Here is a 19,407-nt window from a genome sequence, read left to right as displayed (position 1 = left end):
GCTCAAACGTTGTATAGCTGGCGCTCCAGCCATTTTTAGGTTTTCACAATTTCGGCGCCGGTGTCCCGGCGCCTCGAAATCGGCGTAAAGTCCGCATAAAATAAGGCGTATGAGTAGGAAATTGACTATGTCTCGATCCCGGTCCCAACGAAACTTTTTCCGGCGGATGGTGATAGCGGCGATGGCGGCGGCCACGGCGGTCGCCGGCCCCGCCGCGCAGGCGCAGGGCATATCGCTGTTGCGGGATGCCGAGATCGAAAAATATCTCGAAGATTATTCGTGGCCGATTTTCGAGGCTGCCGGTCTTCCTCCCAGCTCGATCGAAATTCTTATCGTCAACGATCAGTCGATCAACGCCTTCGCCGGCGGGCGGTACATGGGCATGAACAGCGGCATGATCACGTTTGTCGAAACACCGAACGAACTCGAAGCCGTCATCGCTCACGAAGCCGGGCACCTGAAGGCAAACCATTCAACGCGTACTCAAGACGCTGCATCAAATGCCGGCGTGCCCATGCTGGTCGGGCTTGTCCTGGCTGCAGGCGCCGTCGCCGCCGGAGCGCCTGACGCGGGGCTTGGATTGTTCAGCCTCGGCCAAACAGTCGGCACGGCGAATTTTCTGAAATATAGCCGTGGTCAGGAATCGACCGCTGACCAACTATCTATAACGTTTCTCGACCGCGTGGGTCATTCCAGCCAAGGCGCGCTGGATCTATGGGGCCGGATGAGAAATTCTCAGATCATAACGGGCAACAGGATCAACCCTTATTTTCAAACTCACCCGATGGCGAATACGCGATTGAGTGCGTTGAAAGAGCGTGCGCAAGAGTCTCCCTATTTTGAAAAAGAAGACAGCCCGGAGGAAATCCACCGTCTTCGTCTTATTCAGGCGAAAATCAAGGGCTTTCTCCAGGAACCAAATCAGACCCTTCGCGAATATCCGTTGTCGGATCAGTCAGAGCCCGCGCATTACGCAAGGTCTATTGCGCATTACAAATACTCAGACATCGAAAATGCCTTGAAAGAAGTTCGGACCTTAACTGAGGCGCACCCCGATAATCCTTATTATCGGGAACTTGAGGGGCAAATACTGTTTGAATACGGACGGACGCTGGAATCAATTGAGCCGCACCGTAGGACCATTGAACTCGTGCCCGACAACGCGCTGTTTCGGATTAACCTCGGACGCGCCCTCCTTGGCGCTGGCGGGCCCGAGCAGTTGCAAGAAGCTGAGCAGGAGTTGAAACGGGCGACTATTCTTGAACGGGACAACAGTTATGCGTGGTTTGAACTGGCCCGCGTCTATGGCGCGCAAGGAAAAGAACCGCTTGCGGACCTTGCAACGGCGGAGTCACGATTCCATTTGGGCGCGAAGGCGGATGCAAACCGGTTCGCACGGCGCGCCATGCGCGGCATCAGGCGCGGCACACCGGAATGGCGGCAAGCAGCCGATATCATCATGGCGACGCAGCCTGAAGGCGGCGGTCAGCCCTTGCCCACCGGTGTCGAAGAAGACGCACCCAAACCTCTTCCCGCGCCTGAAGAAAAATCTGACCGGCCCGACGTTCCCGACCCCATTGTGATCAATGAGGGCGGTCGCTGAGGCGCAAACGGCATCTGCTTCACACGAATAAGAAATATGATGAACATCTCGAGGGGTATTTATGTTGAAGGTTAAAACAGCAATTGGCGCGGCGCTGGCCGGTGCATTCGTTTTGGGAGCGATCGTTGTCGGATTTTCTTCCGCACAGACTGACAATACGCCACGAGATGAAGCTGCCTCTCACGCGCCTCGAGAGTCCGAAAAACTTGAAACATCGTTCTCGGATTTACAAGAAGATGAAATTCGCGATTTGGTCCGGGCGTATTTGCTGGACAACCCTGAAGTCATCATCGAAGCCGTCAACGTCTACAGCACCCGTGAACGCGCCGCCGATGAGGCGCGAACTCGCCAGCTCGTATCTGAAAACCTTAACCTGCTGACCGACCCGGCCTTTGGTTATGTTGCCGGCAAAAACCCGCAACAGGCAAAAGTCGCCGTCATCGAACTCTTTGATTATCACTGCGGATACTGCAAACGCGCCGCAGGTCTGGTGCAAGAGATCACAAAAACCGACAGCGACGTGAAGGTCGTTTTCCGCGAACTTCCATTGTTGCGTAAAGAGTCCGAATATGCAGCCGAGATGGCGCTCGCCGCCCGCGAACAGGGCAAGTTTCTAGAATTTCACTTTGCCATGCTGAATTCATCCGGCGTGCTCACAAAGGAACGCGTGCAGAAAATCGCGCGCGATAACGGGCTCGATGTGGCGAAAATGGAAGCGGAGATCGAAAAAGGCGAGATTGTCAGCATTATCACCGAGAACCATCAGCTCGCCGGCGCGTTGGGCATTGATTATACGCCTGCGTTCATCATCGCTTCGTTAAACGGCGAATTTGTGGACTTTGTTCCCGGCTTTGACGAGGATCTGGTGAAAGAAAAAATCAAACAAGCGAAAGAAGCAGCGGGCTAGCGGCTGTTTTTTTCTTTCTTCATCACGTTGCGAAACCAGCGTACGCGCAGGGTGATCAATCCGCCAAGCACCAGGATTGACGCTCCATAAGCCGCGAGAATGTATGGCGTGTGCGAACCGAAATCCATTGTACTAACTTTCCGTCACTGAGCCGACAGGCCTGCTTGGCGCTCGCGACCCGCGCTTTTCCATTCGCAATACTGCAAGCTCAGCTCGCATGCCAAGAAACACCAGCCATGTGAACAACGCCGTATAGGCGATGATCATCGCAAAAAGCGGCCATAACATGCTGGGATCAATAGTCGGGCCATCAGCCCTGATGATGCTCGCCGGCTGATGCAATGAATTCCACCAGTCGACGGAAAATTTGATAATCGGAATATTGATAAATCCGACGAGCGCCAGAATTCGCGCGAAACGTGCCGCGCGCGCCCGTTCCGGCACTGCTTGCCAGACCGCCATGTATCCGAAATAGATGAACAGCAAGAGAAGCATTGAGGTCAATCGCGCGTCCCAAACCCAGAACGCGCCCCAGGTCGGTTTGCCCCACACGGCGCCTGTGAAAAGCGCAAGCGCGGTAAACACAGCCCCCGGCGCTGCAGCACTACGCGCCGCCACATCAGCAAGACTATGCCGCCAGACAAATGCGACAAGGCTCATGAACGCAATAAACGAATAGGACGCCATCGCCATCCACGCCGCCGGGACGTGCACATACATGATCCGCGCCGACTCACCCTGATACTGTTCCGCCGGCGCGATGAACAAACCGACGATAACGCCGAAAGCGGCGCAGAGAGCGAAAATCCAGAATGCGATTGGCCCCGCGACGCGAGCGAATTCTTCAAACTTCGCCGGATTGGAAAAACGGCTCCACATGTGTCGTCACCCTCTATTCCAAACTGACGCGCAAAGCAGTAATCGCGAACCACGGTGTTACCGCCGCCATAAAGAGGCTCAAGGCGCCTAAAATCAAGGTTTCGGGCGAGCCAATACCGTTTCCAGCAAAAACGATTTTCGTTGCGCTGACGCCAAAGATCAGTAATGGCGCAGCGAAGGGGGCGGCGATAATCGTCGCCAATAGTCCGCCTGCCCGGAGCCCCCCAGCCAAAGCTGCTGTTAAGAGCGAAACAAAAAGCAAACCCGGCGCCCCAATGACAAGCAGTACCGCTGCGCCTAACCCATGTGCGAACGGAACGCCAAGCATGGTCATGAAAAACGGCGCCGCAATAATCATCGGCAAGGCGGAGGTCAGCGCCAGCGCCAGCGCCTTCGCAAGCCAGTAGGGCATGAGCCCGCCCTGCTCCGCCGCAAAGGCACGTAACGACCCGTCGCGAAGATCATGTTCAAAAATATCCGCTGCAGAAAACTGAATGGAAAGCGCGACCGCCAGCCACAACGCCGCTGGCGCCGCAGAAGCCAACGCCGACAGTTGCGGTCCAAACGCAATCGCCGCAAGCACAGTAAATACAGCGAAAAAGAACAGTGCGTAAAACCATCCGCCACCGGAACGGAACGCAACTTTCAAATCACGTGAGAGTATCGCGCCGGTCATCGCCCAAGCTCCAGCCGCTGATAGCCTGAACCCAGATGATCATGCGTTGCAATAATCGCAAGCCCGCCGCGCGCGCGATGTTCGGCGATCATGTTGCGGATAACTTCTACGCCATCGCTATCAATGGCGGCCGCCGGTTCGTCGAGCAGCCATACGGGACGGTCCGCCAGAACCGCGCGCGCAAGATCGATGCGCCTGCGCTGCCCCGCCGATAAACGGCTCGCGCGCAAGTCAGCAAACGTCATTGCCTTCACCGAATCAATCGCCGCGTCAATCCGCTCTTTCCCGGCGCCATAACACGCCGCCCAGAAAGAAAGGTTTTCCCTCGCCGTCAACGATGGTTTCACGCTTGCGTCATGACCGAGAAAAAAAACAGACTGCTCAAACGGCGTTGCTGATTGTTCATCGCCGAGATGCCAGCGAAGCGCGCCTTCCGCCAGCGGAATGAGCCCCGCGAACATCGACAACAGGCTGGACTTGCCGGAGCCGTTCGGCCCGAATAACTGCAGCGCATCACCAGGCGAGAATGAAAACGATACGCCGCGCACAACAGGCTCACCGGCGCGGTCGCACCCGGCGTTTTCCGCCTCAAATCCGATCTGCTGCGCGTATGGCTCCATCAACGTCCCTAGGCTGCACAAAACTTCAAGCATTAGAACGGGTTTCGCCCAGCACGCAACCGCCGCGCGACAATGCGCGCAGGAAATGCCTGTTTGTGAAGAGACGAAAGAACGCATAGATTAACGCCATGAAACCGCTCCATCGTAGCCGCCGTCTGGGCCTCATTGCCGCCGCCGCCGTCATTCTGGGCGGGGCCGCCTGGCTTGTGTTCGCAGCGCTCGAACAGAATATTTCCTATTTCTATACACCCAGCAAAGCGCAAGCGGAAAGCATCGAACCAGGCGCGCGCATCCGTCTTGGCGGCATGGTCGTCGAAGGAAGCCTTGCACATGGCGAGGGCCTCGAGATCACGTTTCGCGTGACCGACGGCGAGGCGACCCTGCCTGTCACTTATGCCGGGATTGTGCCGGACCTGTTTCGAGAAGGTCAGGGCATGATCGCACAAGGCTCATTCAACGCCGATGGCGTCTTCGTCGCCGAGACAATTCTCGCTAAACATGACGAGAACTACATCCCAAAAGAACTGCAAGGCATTTCGCATGACGCCGGCAGCAGCACTTATACACCGCCTACGGATTAACCTTTTGTTCCATAGATCCTGTCGCCCGCATCGCCGAGCCCCGGGAGGATATATCCTATTTCGTTCAGCTCGCGATCAAGCGCCGCTGTTATGATTGGGATATCCGGATGGGCTTTTGAGAACTTTTCAACCCCCTCCGGCGCAGCAACCAAACAGAGAAATTTTATGTCACGCGCGCCTGCGTCCTTCAGCTTATTCGCTGCTGCAATCGCAGTGTTTCCTGTCGCCAGCATCGGATCGACCATGATCACAAGACGTTCATTCAGCTTATCCGGCGTCTTGAAATAATATTCGATCGCTTCAAGCGTTTCATGATCGCGGTAAAGCCCCACATGCCCGACACGTGCAGACGGGATAAGGTCAAGCAAGCCTTCAATCAGCCCGTTTCCGGCGCGCAAGATCGACACAAAACACAGTTTCTTCCCTTCAAGGTACGGCGCGTTGACTTTTTCCAGGGGCGTTTCAATTGTAACCTCTCCCAGCGCAAGATCTTTGGTCGCTTCGCAGCCAAGAACGAACGCAACCTCCCGCAAGACCTGACGAAAATGCGCCGTCGGCGTTTCCTTGTTCCGTAGAATGGTGAGTTTGTGCTGGATCAGCGGGTGATCGACGATAGTCAGCGTATCAGCCATGAGTTTCGCCTTTTCTTGTGCCGGGGCGTTCACGGCTTTATCAGTCATCTTGCACGGCTTGTCTATTGAGAGGAACACCCAATGCTCAATGACTTTGATCATCAATTCATCGAACGCGCTTTCGCTGAGGCGAAGAAAAGCTACGACGAGGGCGGACTGCCCATCGGTTCTGTGCTCGCAAGAGGACATGAGATGATCGCGGCTGGGCATAATAAGCGCGTTCAGGCAGGCGACCCCATCGCCCATGGCGAGATGGATTGCCTTCGCAAGGCGGGACGGCAAAAGAGTTATCGCGGCCTGACGCTTTATACATCGCTTTCCCCCTGCATGATGTGTTCAGGCACTATCGTTCAGTTCAAAATTCCGCGCGTTGTCATCAACGATACAAAGAACTTTGGCGGCAATGAAACTTTCCTGCGCGAGCGCGGCGTTGAAGTGATCGACGTTGCTCACCCGGCCTCTCTGGAATTGATGGCGCGCTTCATCAAGGAAAAGCCGGAGTTGTGGAACGAGGATATCATGGAGTGAGTGAACTTCCACCCCCTTGAGATAGCATTTCTAAAAGAACAAAAATTCTCGGTCATCCCGGCGAAAGCCGGGATCCAGTCATTCACAGAAGACGGGCTTCGCCCGACATTTTTCATTTACTGGGCCCCGACTTGCGTCGGGGTGAGCGGATGGAAAAGCATGTGCACGATTTGGAATTGTGTACCTGGCATTGCGCAGGGAAAAGATAAACGCCGTTCATTCAATTAACGCCATTATCGCTTCGGTAAAACTCGCTGTCGTATCTTCCCCGCCAATATCGCTCGTTCCACGGCCTTGTTCCAGCGCGCCCGCAACGGCGTTTTCAATCGCGTCAGCCGCCTCGCCTGCATCCAAACTGTAACGCAGCATCATGGCGGCGCTCAAAATCGCCCCGACCGGATTGGCTTTCCCGTGTCCGGCGATGTCCGGCGCTGAACCATGGATCGGTTCGAAAAGTCCACGCGCGCCATCGCCCAGTGATGCGGACGGCGCAAGGCCAATGGAGCCCGATAGCACCGACGCCTCGTCGCTTAAAATATCGCCGAAGAGATTTTCAGTCAGGATCACGTCAAAATCCGCCGGTGCCTGGATCAGTTTCATAGCCATGGCGTCCACCAGAACGTGGGAAAACTCCACGTCTTGAAACTCCGCCTGATGAAGATCGTTAACGGCGTTTCGCCACAATCGGCTTGTGGCAAGCACATTGGCTTTATCGACTGAGGCGACTTTGCCCTTGCGCTTTCTTGCCGCCTCGAAGGCGATGCGCGCAACGCGGCTCACTTCTTCCCGCGTATAGAGGCATTCATCGCGAGCAGTATCGTTCCCTTCGGTACGATCACCGAAATACATGCCTCCCGTCAGCTCCCGGACGATCAAAAAGTCAACATCTTTTGCGCGTTCAATTTTTAACGGCGACAGATGCTCCATGCCGGCAGCGATCGATGTTGGTCGCAAATTGGCGTAGACGCCAAGCGCTTTTCTCAGATCCAGCAATCCTTTTTCCGGCCTCAAGGCCCCGCCATCCCATTTCGGTCCGCCGACCGCGCCAAGAAAGACAGCATCCGCTTCGAGGCAGCCCGTTTTCGTTTCTGACGGAAGCGGGTCTCCAGCAGTATCGATGGCGGCCCCGCCAAACAGGTACTCATTATACTTCAGTGACAGCGAATGTGTTTCCGCGACAGCATCCAACACTCGCCGGGCGGCGGCGCTCACCTCCGGCCCGACGCCATCGCCGGGAAGAAACGCAATTTTCCTTGTCATGCGCACGCCGCCTCATAGGCTTCGATTTCCGCAAGCTTGTTTTGAAGGTGCCCCAACTGGTCAACACCGTTCATCAGGCACTGGCGGGCAAAAGGCTCGATATCAAAATGCGCTTTCTCCCAGACGCTTAACGCCACCACTTGCCGTTCGAGATCAATCTCAATCTCAGCGCCCGGATTATTAAGCAGACTGGCATGGGTTTTCGGATCAACCTCAATCGCCAGAAGGCCGTTTTTAAGGGCGTTGCTTTTGAAAATATCAGCAATGTCAGAGCTGATGACCGCTCTAAACCCAAACCCGTAAAGCGCCCATGGCGCATGCTCGCGAGAAGACCCGCAACCGAAATTCGATCCCGCCACCAGAATTTTATGCGTGTCTGGGTTGTAGCCGTTGAAGATGGAAGAATTTCTGGGCTTGCCATCGTCTTCGTAACGCCAATCAAAAAACACGGACTCGCCAAGCCCCTCTTTCGAAGTCGTCGTTAAAAAGCGGGCGGGAATGATCTGATCCGTATCGATATTTTCTTGCCGGAGTACGACAGTGCGTGAAGTTAGCGCGTTAAAAGGTTCGAATGACATTACGCACTCTCCTTCATCTCGTTGACATATGGACGCGGGTCGGCGATGCGCCCCTCGATGGCTGAGGCCGCCGCTGTCGCCGGACTGGCGAGTACGGTTCGGACGCCTTTGCCCTGACGGCCGATAAAGTTGCGATTGGATGTTGAAACGACCAGTTCGCCCGGCGCGCCAGCGTCGCCGTTCATGGCGATGCACATGGAACAGCCTGGTTCGCGCCATTCGGCGCCGGCCGCACGGAAGACATCATGCAGGCCTTCCGCCTCCGCCGCGCGTTTCACCGCTTCCGATCCGGGGACGACAAGCGTGACAACACCTTCTTTCACCCGGCGGCCGCGCATAATCGCCGCTGCGTCACGCAGGTCCGAAAGCCGTGAGTTTGTGCAACTGCCAATGAAAACACGATTGACCTCAGCCTTTGTAAAGGGCTGATCTGGTTCGAACTGCATGTAGTCGACAGCGTGTTGCTCTGCGCTCGTGCGCGGCTTTGGCGCATGGGCGGTAACGGGTGCAGCGGCGTCTGGTGAAACGCCATACGTAATCATCGGGCGAATTGCGCCGGCGTTAATCCTGACCTGTTTGTCGAACGCTGCGCCATCCTCGGTCGGCAGCGTACGCCAGCGCATTAGCGCCTCATGCCAACTATCGCCCTTTGGCGCGAACTCACGGTCCTTCACCCACTCGAATGTCAATTCATCCGGAGCGACCATGCCGAAACGGGCGCCGGCCTCTATCGACATATTGCATAGGGTCATGCGGCCTTCCATGGAAAGCGCTTTCACTGCCTCGCCAGCAAACTCGATGGCGTACCCCTGTCCGCCATCGGCGCCGATCTCAGCAATCATAGCGAGCGCCATATCCTTGGCGCTGACACCCTCTTGTAAAGCGCCGTCAAAAATAACGCGCATGGATTTGGGTTTTCTTTGTAGAACGCTTTGGGTCGCCAGCACATGCCCGACTTCCGTCGTGCCGATACCGAACGCCAGTGCGCCAAAAGCGCCATGGGTGGAGGTATGGCTGTCTCCGCAGACAATAGTCTTGCCAGGCTGCGTCAAACCAAGCTCGGGTCCAATGACATGGACGATCCCGCGTCGTGGATCACCCAAATTCAAGAGTTGAATGCCATGCTTTTCACAATTGGCGATCAGCGTCTCCACCTGCGCTTTCGCGTCTGGCGTGGCGTACGGAAGATCGCCATTTTCGTTCGCCGGCAAAGTCGGCGTTGAGTGATCAAGCGTTGCAATCGTCCGGTCCGGACGACGCACTTTCAGTCCCTGCTCGTCCAGCACTGAAAATGCTTGCGGCGAGGTTACTTCATGCACCAGATGCAGGTCGATGTAGAGAACCGCAGGCGCGTCCGCCGTTTCAGGCACTGCGACATGCTGTTCCCATAGTTTGTCGAATAAGGATTGCGGGCTGGAATTATTACGGGTCATGACGCCGCCCTTTCCTGCTCTGCGCTAACGCCCGCGCGGATCGCCGCCGCCTGATTGACTGCAGCGACAAACGAGGCAACCGCGGCGTCGGCGATATCAACCTCTTCGGATTTTCCGGAATAAAATTTTCCCTCAACTTCAATAACGGCTTCGGCGCGAACAATACCCTCGGCAGCGACATGATTAAGATCCAGCGTATGGATATGCCCCGGCACGTCAGCAATGGCGCACACAGCGGCGAACGCCGCATCAATGGGCCCCTCTCCTTCGTGGGTTACCGATTGGCGCTCACCATTGTCATGTTCCATGGTGATGCGCGCATGCGGGCGCGTTTCGTCCTCAAAGTTTACATGAAGCTCAGTCTTGCGCATGCGCCACGGACCGATGCGCCCGTCTGTTTCGGCGTTGCCGGTAACAATGCGCACGAGATCAGCGTCAGTCACTTCGCGGCAGGTGTCCGCCAGCCGTTTGAACGCCGGGAAAATATCCTCGATTTTCTGTTTTGAAACATTAAAGCCCAGCGCTTTGACGCGCGCCGCAACGGCATGCTTGCCGGAGTGTTTTCCCAGAACAATAGAGTTTGACGGCATGCCGACAGCTTCCGCATCCATGATTTCATAAGTGCGCTTATTCGCCAGAACGCCATGCTGATGAATGCCGGCTTCATGCGCGAATGCATTTTTACCGACAATCGCCTTGTTGCGCGGGATCGGGTTATGCGTTACGCGCGCAAGCGTAGTCGATGCTGCGAAAATCTTCGTCGTATCAATCTGGGTCGAGACGTTGAAGAAATCCCGGCGTGTCGCCAGCGCCATCACCGCTTCTTCCATGGAACAGTTTCCGGCACGCTCGCCGATGCCGTTTATGGCGCATTCAATTTGACGCGCGCCACCGCGCACCGCCGCCAGCGAGTTCGCGACCGCCATGCCGAGATCGTCATGGCAATGAACAGAGAATATCGCCCGATCAGCGCCTTTGGCATTTTCTTTCAAGAATCGGAAGAGATCCGTGATTTCTTCCGGCGTTGTATAACCGACCGTATCAGGAATGTTGATGGTCGTGGCGCCGGCTTCGATCGCTGCCTCCACAGCCTCAAGCAAAAACTCCCGCTCCGTGCGGATCGCATCTTCTGGCGAAAATTCAATGTCATCACATGCGGACGATGCATAGGCGACAATTTCCGAAATCACTTTCAAGATTTCTTCCTTCGACATCTTCAGCTTAGCGTCGCGGTGCAATGGGCTAGTGCCGATGAATGTGTGAATACGTTTCTGTTGTGCTGGCTCGATAGCATGCGCCGCAGCATCGATATCGTTCTTGTTCAGTCGCGCCAATGAACCAATCGTCGGCCCTTCGATTTCGCTTGCAATTGTACGGATTGCAGCCGCATCACCCGGAGAAGCCGCAGCAAATCCGGCTTCAATGATGTCGACGTTCAAGTCACTGAGGGTCCTCGCGACAATCAGTTTCGCATCGGTGGACATGGAAAAGCCCGGCGCTTGTTCGCCGTCGCGCAAGGTGGTGTCAAAAATCTTGACGTGGTTTTCGCTGACGGGTTTCACGTCATCCGTTTTTATGTGTTGGGTAGTCATTTTTCTGTTCCTTAAACTCTGTTCCAAAGCGCATTTGTTACGCGCGGCGATTAACGCCGCGCGGGGCTAAGGAGCAGGTTTTCAGGAATAAACTTTCTTCCGTTCACCCCGGCAAAAGCCGGGGCCCAGCTAACAATTAACGACGGGCCTAGCCCGGCTTTTTCTTTAAACTGGATCCCGGCTTTCGCCGGGATGAGCGGGTAAAAACTGTAATTCGTCACAATTAATCACCCGTCACGCCGCGACGGATCGACAACACGCCGGTCCGGGAAATTTCGGAAAGACCTAATGGCCGCATCAAATCGATAAACGCGTTGATTTTTTCTCGCGCGCCAGTGACTTCGAACACAAAGGATGTCGGAGTGGTATCGAGAGCTCGAGCGCGAAAAATATCGGCGACGCGCATGGCTTCCAATCGTTGATCACCAACACTGACGACTTTGATCAGCGCCAGCTCACGTTCGAGAGCGTCCTTTTCTGCGCTTACGTCAATCACGCGGCGCACCGGCACGAGACGGCCAAGTTGGGCCTTGATTTGTTCGATTTTGGCGGGCGTGCCTTGCGTCACAATTGTGATGCGCGAGGTATGCTTTTCGACATCTGTTTCCGCCACCGTCAGACTTTCGATATTGTATCCGCGCGCCGAAATCAGTCCGACAACACGAGACAAAACGCCCGGCTCATTATCAACGATGACAGCAAGCACTGCTTCTCTCACGTCACCCTGATCCGGCGTGACCGGATAAACGGATTGCGACGGCGCAGGCGTTGTAACATTAGACGCAGTCATACCAGCACCTTTCCGGCGTCGCTCACTTCGCCGCCCTTGACGTCGCCAAATAGCATTTCGTTATGCGCCGCACCCGATGGGATCATTGGAAATACGTTTTCTTCTTGCGTCACCACGCAATCGAACAACACCGGTTTTGGCGTATCAATCATTTCCCTGATTTTGTCGTCGAGCTCATCGGGGGTTTCAGCCCGAATACCCTGCCCGCCATAGGCTTCAGCAAGTTTCACGAAATCAGGAAGACTGTCAGAGTATGAATGGGAATACCGACCGCCATGTAACAATTCCTGCCACTGGCGCACCATGCCGAGATAAGCGTTATTCAGAATGAAAATTTTGATAGGCAGGCCATGCTGAACCGCCGCCGACATTTCCTGCATGGTCATCTGTACCGAAGCATCGCCAGCAATATCAATGACGAGAGCGTCCGGATACGCCGCCTGCACGCCGAGCGCGGCGGGAAGGCCATAGCCCATTGTGCCAAGCCCGCCTGACGTCATCCAGCGGTTCGGTTCATCAAAGTGAAAATGCTGGGCGGCCCACATCTGATGCTGGCCGACTTCGGTCGTCACGTAGACGTCCTTCCCGCGAGTCAATTGATACAGACGCTCGATAGCGTATTGCGGTTTGATCGCTTCTTTGGAAGGTTCGTAATGAAACGACTTTCGCTTGCGCCATGCATCAATCTGCTCTCGCCACGCGTTGGTGCGCGCCGTTTTATAATTTTCCTGTTTCTCACGCGCGTTCCATTCAGCAAGCAACGCCTCCATGACTTCGCCGGCATCGCCTACAATGCCGATATCCACGTTTACATTCTTGTTTATGGATGATGGGTCCACATCGATGTGGACCTTGCGTGAGTTCGGTGAAAAGGCGTCGATACGGCCAGTGACGCGGTCGTCAAACCGCGCGCCTATGGCGATCATCAGGTCGCAGTCATGCATGGCGTTATTCGCCTCGAAACTTCCATGCATGCCAAGCATGCCGAGCCATTGCGGGTTTGACGCCGGAAACGCGCCAAGCCCCATCAGGGTCGATGTCACGGGAAACCCCGTGGCGGCCGCCAGCTTCCGCAATGTTTCACTGGCTTCGGGACCTGCATTGATGACGCCGCCGCCGGTGTAAAAGACAGGGCGGCGTGCATGACGCATCAGATCGACTGTCTGGTCGATCTTGTTGCGGTCAAGCTCTGGCAGGACGATGCAATTGCGATTTTTTGCATTCTCGCGGCTGGTATAAAGCGCCGTTTCAAATTGCGTGTCTTTTGGAATATCGATCAGCACCGGTCCCGGACGGCCGCGCCGCGCAACATGAAATGCTTCATGTACGGTGTTCGATAATGTCTGGGCTGATTGCACCAGATAATTATGTTTCGTGCATGACCTTGTGATGCCTGTGGTGTCGCATTCCTGAAACGCATCCGTGCCGATCAAGGGCCTTGCCACCTGACCGGTGATGCAAACCAGCGGAATTGAATCCAGCAGGGCATCGGCAAGGCCTGTCACCGCATTGGTGGCGCCGGGACCCGACGTAACCAATGCCACCCCCACCTTGCCGGTTGAGCGCGCGTATCCTTCCGCCGCATGCAGGGCGCCCTGTTCATGACGCATCAGCACATGGCGGATCGAGTCACGCGCGTGAAGCGCATCATAGATCGGCAACACGGCACCGCCCGGATAGCCGAAAATCACCTCAACGCCCTGCTCCTCCAGCGCATCGAGCAGAAGTTCGGCGCCGGGCTTTGAGAGCGCCGGAGCCGGTTTCGCAGTTTGTTTAGCCGCCAGAGAAGACATGAGAACTCCTTACTCCTCTTTCGTATTGGCGCCGTGCTTCAGCCACGGCATTCGGGCGCGCAATTCCTTGCCCGTTTTTTCGATTGGATGATTAAGATCGGCTTCCAGCATCTGGTTATAACGAACCTTGCCGGCCTGATTTTCCATGATCCAGTCATGGGCGAAATTGCCGTTCTGAATATCCGTCAGCACTTCGCGCATGCGCTGTTTGGTTTCCGCATTGATTACACGCGGACCGGAAACGAAGTCGCCATATTTCGCCGTTTCGGAAATAAATTTGTGCATGCCTTCAAGGCCGCCCTCGTAAAAGAGATCGACGATGAGCTTCAGCTCATGCATGCATTCGTAGTAAGCGATTTCTGGCTGATAGCCGGCCTCAACCAGCGTTTCGAAACCGGCGACGACCAGTTCCGATGCGCCGCCGCACAAAACCGCCTGTTCACCGAACAAATCCGTTTCGGTTTCTTCCTTGAACGTCGTTTCGATAGCCCCGGCGGTAGCGCCGCCAATGAGGCTCGCATAGGCAAGCGCTCTGTCTTTGGCGTTGCCGGTAGCGTCCTGATGCACAGCAAAAAGACACGGCACGCCGCGACCACGTTCATATTCACGCCGAACAAGGTCACCCGGCCCCTTTGGCGCAACCATAATGACGTCAACATCTTTTGGTGGCTGCACCCGGCCATAGAGCACCGTAAAGCCATGGGCGAACAACAAGGCGTCACCGGCTTTCAGATGCGGCGCGACTTCCTCATTAAATATTTTTTCGTGAGTCATGTCCGGCGTCAGGATCGCGATCAGTTTCGCGCCCTCGCACGCCTTGGCGACGGAAGCGACTTCAAGACCGTCTTCAGCAGCACGCATTGCGCCCGGCCCGCCCTCGCGCACGCCGACGACCACGTCACAGCCGGAGTTTTTCAGGTTCAGCGCATGGGCGCGGCCCTGACTGCCGTAACCGATTACGGCGACCGGTTCGGACTTGACCAGTTCCGGGCGTGCATCATCTTCCGTATAGACTCTCATTTTAACTTCCTTCAGTCGTTCAGCGGTTGAATGGTGACGGCGCCTTTCGACGCCGATGAAACGAGTTTTGCGAATTTGTCGAATGCGCCGCCCATGCGGTTTGGCGCCTTTGGCTTGAATGCAGCCTTGCGCGCCGCCCAATTGATGTCGGCGTCAATCCGGCGTGCTTCTGCGTCAATACGAATGATGTCGCCTTCTTCGATAAGCGCGATTGGGCCGGCGGCGGCGGCTTCGGGCGCCACATGGCCGATAACGAAACCGTGCGATGCGCCGGAAAACCGGCCATCCGTCATCAGCGCGACTTTGCCGGCTAATCCCTGACCGGCGAGTGCGGCGGTGACGGCAAGCATTTCACGCATGCCCGGACCGCCTTTCGGTCCTTCATAACGGATAACGACGACGTCGCCTTCCTTGATGTTGCGATCAGAAACCGCAGCAAACGCCTCCTCCTCGCTTTCGAAAACCCGCGCCGGCCCTTCGAATGCGGCGTCAGCGTAACCCGCGGTTTTGAGAACGCTGCCTTCCGGCGCCACATCGCCATAGAGAATGCGCAACCCGCCGGTTTTCTTTATTGGATCGTCTACGGAGCGAACCACCTGTTGGCCGGGCGTTTCGTCCGCCTTCGCCAATTCCTCAAACATTGTCGCGCCACTAACCGTTGGCGTTTCAAACAGAGCGCCGCCTTCCATCAGTCGCTTGCCAAACAGGCGAACGCCGCCCGCTTCGTACAAATCTTTAGCAAGAAACTTCCCGCCCGGTTTGATATCAAGAATGACTGGCGTTGACCTTGATAATTCATCAAACAGGTCGATGGAGAACGGAACGCCAGCTTCCGCTGCTATTGCAGCGAGATGCAGCACTGCGTTGGTCGATCCGCCGCTGGCGACGACCGATGTCGCTGCGTTTTTCAAACTCGCTTCGGTGACGAATGTTCGTGCGGTTTTGCCTTCATGGGCGAGCTTCGCCGCTAACTCGCCACAGCGCGCGCCTTCGGCTGCTTTCGCTTCATCCGTCGCTGGCGGATCGCCGGCGCCCATGGGCGCAAGCCCTAAAAACGCCAGCGCCATGGCCATGGTGTTCGCCGTAAACTGACCGCCGCAAGCGCCGGCGCCTGGGCAGGCCGCGCGCTCGATCTGGTCCAGCTCCGCGTCGGAATAATCGCCCTTGGCATGCGCGCCGACCGCTTCGAACACATCCTGGATGGAAAGGTCTTTTTCCTCGCCGCGAAATTTACAGTGTCCCGGCATGATGGTGCCGCCGTAGAAAATAACGCCGGGAATATCCATGCGCGCCAGCGCCATCGCCGCTGCCGGTAATGTCTTGTCGCAACCAACGAGAATTACAGCCGCATCGAGCGAATGTCCGCGCACGGCGAGTTCAATAGAGTCAGCAATCACCTCACGCGAGATCAGGGAGGCGCGCATTCCCTCGCCGCCCATAGTGATGCCGTCGGAAACAACGATAGTATTGAAATCAACCGGCGTGCCGCCGCCTTTTCTGACGCCTTCGCGCACTGGCGCCGCCAGTTTATCGAGATGCATGTTGCATGGCGTCACCGTCGACCAGGTGTTGACCACCGCAATCATCGGCTTCGCCAGATCTTCATCACCAAGCCCCGTTGCGCGCAGCATAGCCCGCGCCGGGGCGCGCGCCGGCCCCTTGGTGATCGCATCTGATCGTTTTTGCTTTTCTTCCGTCATCCGTTCTATCCTTGAACGGACCATCAGACATGAAAAAACCCGCTTCCTTTCGGGAGCGGGTGTCTGAAGGTCCGTGCTGCTGTTGCTTTAGCGCGCGGGCTCCATGGCCGCTCCCCGGAAGGGGCTAATAAGGAGTACCACCACCACAATCAGGCTCATAAACAGCACCACAGGGTTCGCGACCAAACTCGCGCCTTCTCCCGTGGTTACCGTTCCCATGAACCCGCTCATTGTTTTCCCCAAACGCGCCTTGTGTTGCAGCGCAGAAAACCGCTTACAACAGGAAGTCGTTAACAAACAAGCAAAAAATGCCCGTTTTGTCGAAATTTTCTTTTGAAGCGCACGCCGCGCACATTTGAGTAGCAGATTATGCTAAGGCCTGATCTGCCCTGTGCCACGCACAACATTCTTGTATGTAGTCAGTTCTTCAACGCCTACCGGTCCGCGCGCGTGAAGACGTCCCGTGGCGATGCCGATTTCAGCGCCGAGCCCAAACTCCCCGCCGTCCGCGAACTGAGTGGAAGCGTTATGCAGCACGATGGCGCTGTCGACGCCGTTGATGAACGTTTCAGCCGTAACAAAGTTTTCCGTGACAATGGATTCCGTATGCCCTGAAGAATAATTGGCGATATGTCCGATGGCCCCTGTCACGCCGTCCACGACGGCGACGGAAAGGATCGGCGCCAGATACTCCGTTCGCCAATCTTCTTCTGACGCGGCGGCAACAGACGCATCCAGTTTCCGGATATTCGCATCGCCGCGTATTTCGCATCCCTTATCTCGCAAGGCTTGCGCGATAGCGGGCCAAATTTCGTTTGCGATCGCCGCGTCGATCAGCAGCGTTTCCGCTGCGCCGCAAACGCCCGTCCGCCGCATCTTGGAATTAACGACGATGTCGACAGCTTTTCGCGGATCGGTATCGCGATCAACATAGACATGACAGATGCCGTCAAGATGAGAGAGCACCGGCACGCGCGCATCCGACTGCACCCGCGCCACCAGCGACTTGCCGCCGCGCGGAATAACAAGATCGACGTTCCCGTCGATCCCCGAAAGCAGTGCGCCCACCGCGTCACGGTCAGGCGTTTCTACAAACTGAACAGCGTTTTCAGATAAACCGGCTTTCACGAGTGCGCCGGAGAAACATCCGAACAAAGCCTTGTTGGTTTCAATACATTCCGAGCCGCCGCGCAGGATGACGGCATTGCCACCTTTTACGGCAATCGCCGCAGCGTCCACCGTTACATTGGGCCGGCTTTCATAGATTACGGCCATGACGCCTATAGGCGTTCTGACTCGTTCGATTTCCAGGCCATTGGGGCGCGTCCATTTTGAAATGACTTTGCCGACCGGGTCATCAAGCGCGGCGACGTCTTCGAGAGTGTTAGCAATCCCCTCAATCCGATCGCCATTAAGCATCATACGATCAAGAAAGGCGTCAGTTACGTTTTTTTCTTTCGCGACAGCAAGTTCATTCGCATTGATGTCTAGGATTTGATCTGAGCGATCGCGAATACTTGCAGCAGCTAATTTTAGCGCTTCGTTTTTTTTACTTCCCGGAGCAGACGCCATCGCCCGCGCGGCGCCTTTCGCCCGCACGCCAATCGCGTTCATGTATGCCGTCAAAGAGCTATATGCAGAAAACGCCTCGGTCATCTACTCTGCTTTCATTACAAGATCGTCTTTTTCAATCACCGCCGGGCGGCGTCGATATCCGAGGATATTTTCAATCTCATCCGATTTTTTGCCGGCGATGTTTTTGACCTCTTCCGCATCGAATGCAGAAAGTCCTTTGCCGATAACAACACCGTCTGGGCCCGCGATATTTATCGCGTCACCGCGTGAGAAGTCACCGGAAACCGACGTCACGCCCGCCGGCAACAAGCTTGCGCCGGTGGTCAACGCCTTTGCGGCGCCGGCATCAACCGTGACGCTACCTGCCGCCTTTAGCCGCCCGGCGATCCACTGGCGGCGCGCGCGCTCTTTAGAGGTGGCGGCCTTGAACAGGGTCGCCTTACCGCCATCAAGAACAGTCTTTAAGGGATTATCGATAACACCCGGTGCTAAAATTGCGGCACACCCGGCGCGACACGCGATTTTCGCTGCCGCTACTTTTGACGCCATGCCGCCAGAGCCGACGCCAGCATCTGTGTTCGGTCCTTTTGCCGCCGCTTCGATCTCAGGCGTGATAGCGTCGATGACGGGTATGTGCGCCGCCGCCGCATCCCGTCTCGGATCAGCCGTATAAAGACCATCCACATCGGAAAGGATCACCAATACATCCGCATCTATAAGTTGCGCTGCATGCGCGGCAAGGCGGTCGTTGTCGCCATATCTTATTTCGCTCGTGGCGATCGTATCATTCTCATTGATGAGCGGTATCGCGCCAAGGTCAAGAACCGTACGCATGGTTGCGCGCGCATTAAGGTAGCGGCGCCGCTCTTCTGTATCATCGAGCGTCAACAAAATCTGCGCGATGTTGATGTCATGCGCTGCGAACGCCGCCTGCCACGCTTGCGCCAGCGCCGTTTGACCCGCTGCTGACGCCGCCTGTTTTTCATCAAGCCGCAATCCGCCTGACAACCTAAGTTTTTTTCGCCCGAGAGCGATAGCGCCGGACGTCACCACCGCGACTTCAACGCCGCGGCGGCGCAAGTCAGTAATATCGTTCGCAAGAGTTGACAGCCAGCGTTCTCTCACCGCGCCGCCATCGCCGCACAAAATCGCCGACCCCACCTTGATCACAAGGCGTTTCGCGGCGCGCGCCGACATTGCGGCGTCAGACGCAGCACTCGCATTTTCCAACGATGACATT

Annotated in this window: 19 protein-coding genes; 4 read left to right on the top strand and 15 right to left on the bottom strand. The window is 56.2% G+C overall.

Annotated features, from left to right (window positions below):
* The first annotated feature begins 127 nt into the window (after positions 1 to 127).
* Positions 128 to 1,603: a M48 family metalloprotease gene (locus PUV54_RS12980; protein ID WP_274492690.1), complete on the top strand. Its 1,476-nt coding sequence runs from the start codon at positions 128 to 130 to the stop codon at positions 1,601 to 1,603.
* Positions 1,604 to 1,664: 61 nt separating this feature from the next.
* Complete coding sequence (locus PUV54_RS12975) at positions 1,665 to 2,510, top strand: DsbA family protein (protein ID WP_274492689.1); 846 nt, start codon at positions 1,665 to 1,667, stop codon at positions 2,508 to 2,510.
* Here PUV54_RS12975 and ccmD read toward each other — a convergent pair.
* Genes ccmD through ccmA form a run of 4 tightly spaced genes read right to left on the bottom strand, consistent with a single transcriptional unit; the run spans position 2,507 to position 4,802 of the window.
* A complete protein-coding gene (gene ccmD / locus PUV54_RS12970; protein ID WP_274492688.1) occupies positions 2,507 to 2,638 on the bottom strand; it encodes a heme exporter protein CcmD in 132 nt (43 codons plus the stop codon). The two genes, PUV54_RS12975 and ccmD, sit on opposite strands and share 4 nt — an antisense overlap.
* Before the next feature lie 4 nt (positions 2,639 to 2,642).
* On the bottom strand, positions 2,643 to 3,389 hold the full coding sequence (gene ccmC / locus PUV54_RS12965) for a heme ABC transporter permease CcmC (RefSeq protein WP_274492687.1): 747 nt from the start codon (positions 3,387 to 3,389) through the stop codon (positions 2,643 to 2,645).
* A gap of 13 nt (positions 3,390 to 3,402) precedes the next feature.
* Positions 3,403 to 4,065, bottom strand: coding sequence for a heme exporter protein CcmB (locus PUV54_RS12960; protein WP_274492686.1), 663 nt, complete (start codon positions 4,063 to 4,065; stop codon positions 3,403 to 3,405).
* Positions 4,062 to 4,802: a heme ABC exporter ATP-binding protein CcmA gene (gene ccmA, locus PUV54_RS12955; protein WP_274492685.1), complete on the bottom strand. Its 741-nt coding sequence runs from the start codon at positions 4,800 to 4,802 to the stop codon at positions 4,062 to 4,064. Before ccmA ends, PUV54_RS12960 begins: the two co-directional genes overlap by 4 nt.
* 11 nt (positions 4,803 to 4,813) lie before the next feature.
* Here ccmA and ccmE point away from each other — a divergent pair, with 11 nt between their 5' ends.
* Positions 4,814 to 5,266 (top strand): cytochrome c maturation protein CcmE, encoded by a 453-nt coding sequence (gene ccmE / locus PUV54_RS12950; protein WP_274492684.1) that lies wholly within the window; start codon positions 4,814 to 4,816, stop codon positions 5,264 to 5,266.
* On the opposite strand, the gene upp is transcribed toward ccmE, so the two are convergent.
* Positions 5,263 to 5,898 (bottom strand): uracil phosphoribosyltransferase, encoded by a 636-nt coding sequence (gene upp / locus PUV54_RS12945; RefSeq protein ID WP_274495227.1) that lies wholly within the window; start codon positions 5,896 to 5,898, stop codon positions 5,263 to 5,265. The two genes, ccmE and upp, sit on opposite strands and share 4 nt — an antisense overlap.
* A gap of 81 nt (positions 5,899 to 5,979) precedes the next feature.
* Here upp and PUV54_RS12940 point away from each other — a divergent pair, with 81 nt between their 5' ends.
* Positions 5,980 to 6,426 carry a nucleoside deaminase gene (locus PUV54_RS12940; RefSeq protein WP_274492683.1) on the top strand — a complete coding sequence of 149 codons (447 nt, stop codon included), beginning with the start codon at positions 5,980 to 5,982 and terminating at the stop codon, positions 6,424 to 6,426.
* Between the two features lie 216 nt (positions 6,427 to 6,642).
* Here PUV54_RS12940 and leuB read toward each other — a convergent pair whose 3' ends face one another.
* From leuB to proB, 10 genes are all read right to left on the bottom strand, one after another.
* Positions 6,643 to 7,686, bottom strand: coding sequence for a 3-isopropylmalate dehydrogenase (gene leuB, locus PUV54_RS12935; RefSeq protein ID WP_274492682.1), 1,044 nt, complete (start codon positions 7,684 to 7,686; stop codon positions 6,643 to 6,645).
* The gene (gene leuD / locus PUV54_RS12930) at positions 7,683 to 8,264 is read right to left on the bottom strand and encodes a 3-isopropylmalate dehydratase small subunit (RefSeq protein ID WP_274492681.1); all 582 of its coding nucleotides are present in this window, start codon (positions 8,262 to 8,264) and stop codon (positions 7,683 to 7,685) included. The genes leuB and leuD overlap by 4 nt, the downstream gene beginning before the upstream one ends.
* Complete coding sequence (gene leuC / locus PUV54_RS12925) at positions 8,264 to 9,697, bottom strand: 3-isopropylmalate dehydratase large subunit (protein ID WP_274492680.1); 1,434 nt, start codon at positions 9,695 to 9,697, stop codon at positions 8,264 to 8,266. Before leuC ends, leuD begins: the two co-directional genes overlap by 1 nt.
* Positions 9,694 to 11,289 (bottom strand): 2-isopropylmalate synthase, encoded by a 1,596-nt coding sequence (locus PUV54_RS12920; RefSeq protein ID WP_274492679.1) that lies wholly within the window; start codon positions 11,287 to 11,289, stop codon positions 9,694 to 9,696. The genes leuC and PUV54_RS12920 overlap by 4 nt, the downstream gene beginning before the upstream one ends.
* A 223-nt stretch (positions 11,290 to 11,512) precedes the next feature.
* Entirely contained in the window at positions 11,513 to 12,079 is a 567-nt protein-coding gene (gene ilvN, locus PUV54_RS12915) for an acetolactate synthase small subunit (protein ID WP_274492678.1), read from the bottom strand.
* A complete protein-coding gene (locus PUV54_RS12910) occupies positions 12,076 to 13,872 on the bottom strand; it encodes an acetolactate synthase 3 large subunit (protein WP_274492677.1) in 1,797 nt (598 codons plus the stop codon). The genes ilvN and PUV54_RS12910 overlap by 4 nt, the downstream gene beginning before the upstream one ends.
* Before the next feature lie 9 nt (positions 13,873 to 13,881).
* On the bottom strand, positions 13,882 to 14,892 hold the full coding sequence (gene ilvC, locus PUV54_RS12905; RefSeq protein ID WP_274492676.1) for a ketol-acid reductoisomerase: 1,011 nt from the start codon (positions 14,890 to 14,892) through the stop codon (positions 13,882 to 13,884).
* An 11-nt stretch (positions 14,893 to 14,903) separates the two neighbouring features.
* On the bottom strand, positions 14,904 to 16,592 hold the full coding sequence (ilvD, locus tag PUV54_RS12900; protein ID WP_274492675.1) for a dihydroxy-acid dehydratase: 1,689 nt from the start codon (positions 16,590 to 16,592) through the stop codon (positions 14,904 to 14,906).
* A 372-nt stretch (positions 16,593 to 16,964) separates the two neighbouring features.
* A complete protein-coding gene (locus PUV54_RS12895; RefSeq protein ID WP_274492674.1) occupies positions 16,965 to 18,248 on the bottom strand; it encodes a glutamate-5-semialdehyde dehydrogenase in 1,284 nt (427 codons plus the stop codon).
* A complete protein-coding gene (gene proB / locus PUV54_RS12890; RefSeq protein WP_274492673.1) occupies positions 18,249 to 19,406 on the bottom strand; it encodes a glutamate 5-kinase in 1,158 nt (385 codons plus the stop codon).
* Position 19,407 lies beyond the last annotated feature (1 nt).

This window comes from Hyphococcus flavus (assembly GCF_028748065.1).
GTDB lineage: Bacteria > Pseudomonadota > Alphaproteobacteria > Caulobacterales > Parvularculaceae > Hyphococcus > Hyphococcus flavus.
The sequence above is the reverse complement of the archived record's forward strand: the minus strand, read 5'-3'. Positions and strand labels throughout refer to the sequence as shown.

Coding starts and splice junctions, on each gene's coding strand:
- PUV54_RS12895 (WP_274492674.1), bottom strand. CDS start 18,248: ATGACCGAGGCGTTTTCTGCATATAGCTCTTTGACGGCATACATGAAC.
- PUV54_RS12960 (WP_274492686.1), bottom strand. CDS start 4,065: ATGACCGGCGCGATACTCTCACGTGATTTGAAAGTTGCGTTCCGTTCC.
- leuB (WP_274492682.1), bottom strand. CDS start 7,686: ATGACAAGGAAAATTGCGTTTCTTCCCGGCGATGGCGTCGGGCCGGAG.
- PUV54_RS12920 (WP_274492679.1), bottom strand. CDS start 11,289: ATGACTACCCAACACATAAAAACGGATGACGTGAAACCCGTCAGCGAA.
- PUV54_RS12910 (WP_274492677.1), bottom strand. CDS start 13,872: ATGTCTTCTCTGGCGGCTAAACAAACTGCGAAACCGGCTCCGGCGCTC.
- ccmC (WP_274492687.1), bottom strand. CDS start 3,389: ATGTGGAGCCGTTTTTCCAATCCGGCGAAGTTTGAAGAATTCGCTCGC.
- ilvC (WP_274492676.1), bottom strand. CDS start 14,892: ATGAGAGTCTATACGGAAGATGATGCACGCCCGGAACTGGTCAAGTCC.
- ccmE (WP_274492684.1), top strand. CDS start 4,814: ATGAAACCGCTCCATCGTAGCCGCCGTCTGGGCCTCATTGCCGCCGCC.
- PUV54_RS12980 (WP_274492690.1), top strand. CDS start 128: ATGTCTCGATCCCGGTCCCAACGAAACTTTTTCCGGCGGATGGTGATA.
- PUV54_RS12940 (WP_274492683.1), top strand. CDS start 5,980: ATGCTCAATGACTTTGATCATCAATTCATCGAACGCGCTTTCGCTGAG.
- proB (WP_274492673.1), bottom strand. CDS start 19,406: ATGTCATCGTTGGAAAATGCGAGTGCTGCGTCTGACGCCGCAATGTCG.
- PUV54_RS12975 (WP_274492689.1), top strand. CDS start 1,665: ATGTTGAAGGTTAAAACAGCAATTGGCGCGGCGCTGGCCGGTGCATTC.
- upp (WP_274495227.1), bottom strand. CDS start 5,898: ATGGCTGATACGCTGACTATCGTCGATCACCCGCTGATCCAGCACAAA.
- leuD (WP_274492681.1), bottom strand. CDS start 8,264: ATGTCATTCGAACCTTTTAACGCGCTAACTTCACGCACTGTCGTACTC.
- leuC (WP_274492680.1), bottom strand. CDS start 9,697: ATGACCCGTAATAATTCCAGCCCGCAATCCTTATTCGACAAACTATGG.
- ilvD (WP_274492675.1), bottom strand. CDS start 16,592: ATGACGGAAGAAAAGCAAAAACGATCAGATGCGATCACCAAGGGGCCG.
- ccmA (WP_274492685.1), bottom strand. CDS start 4,802: ATGCGTTCTTTCGTCTCTTCACAAACAGGCATTTCCTGCGCGCATTGT.
- ccmD (WP_274492688.1), bottom strand. CDS start 2,638: ATGGATTTCGGTTCGCACACGCCATACATTCTCGCGGCTTATGGAGCG.
- ilvN (WP_274492678.1), bottom strand. CDS start 12,079: ATGACTGCGTCTAATGTTACAACGCCTGCGCCGTCGCAATCCGTTTAT.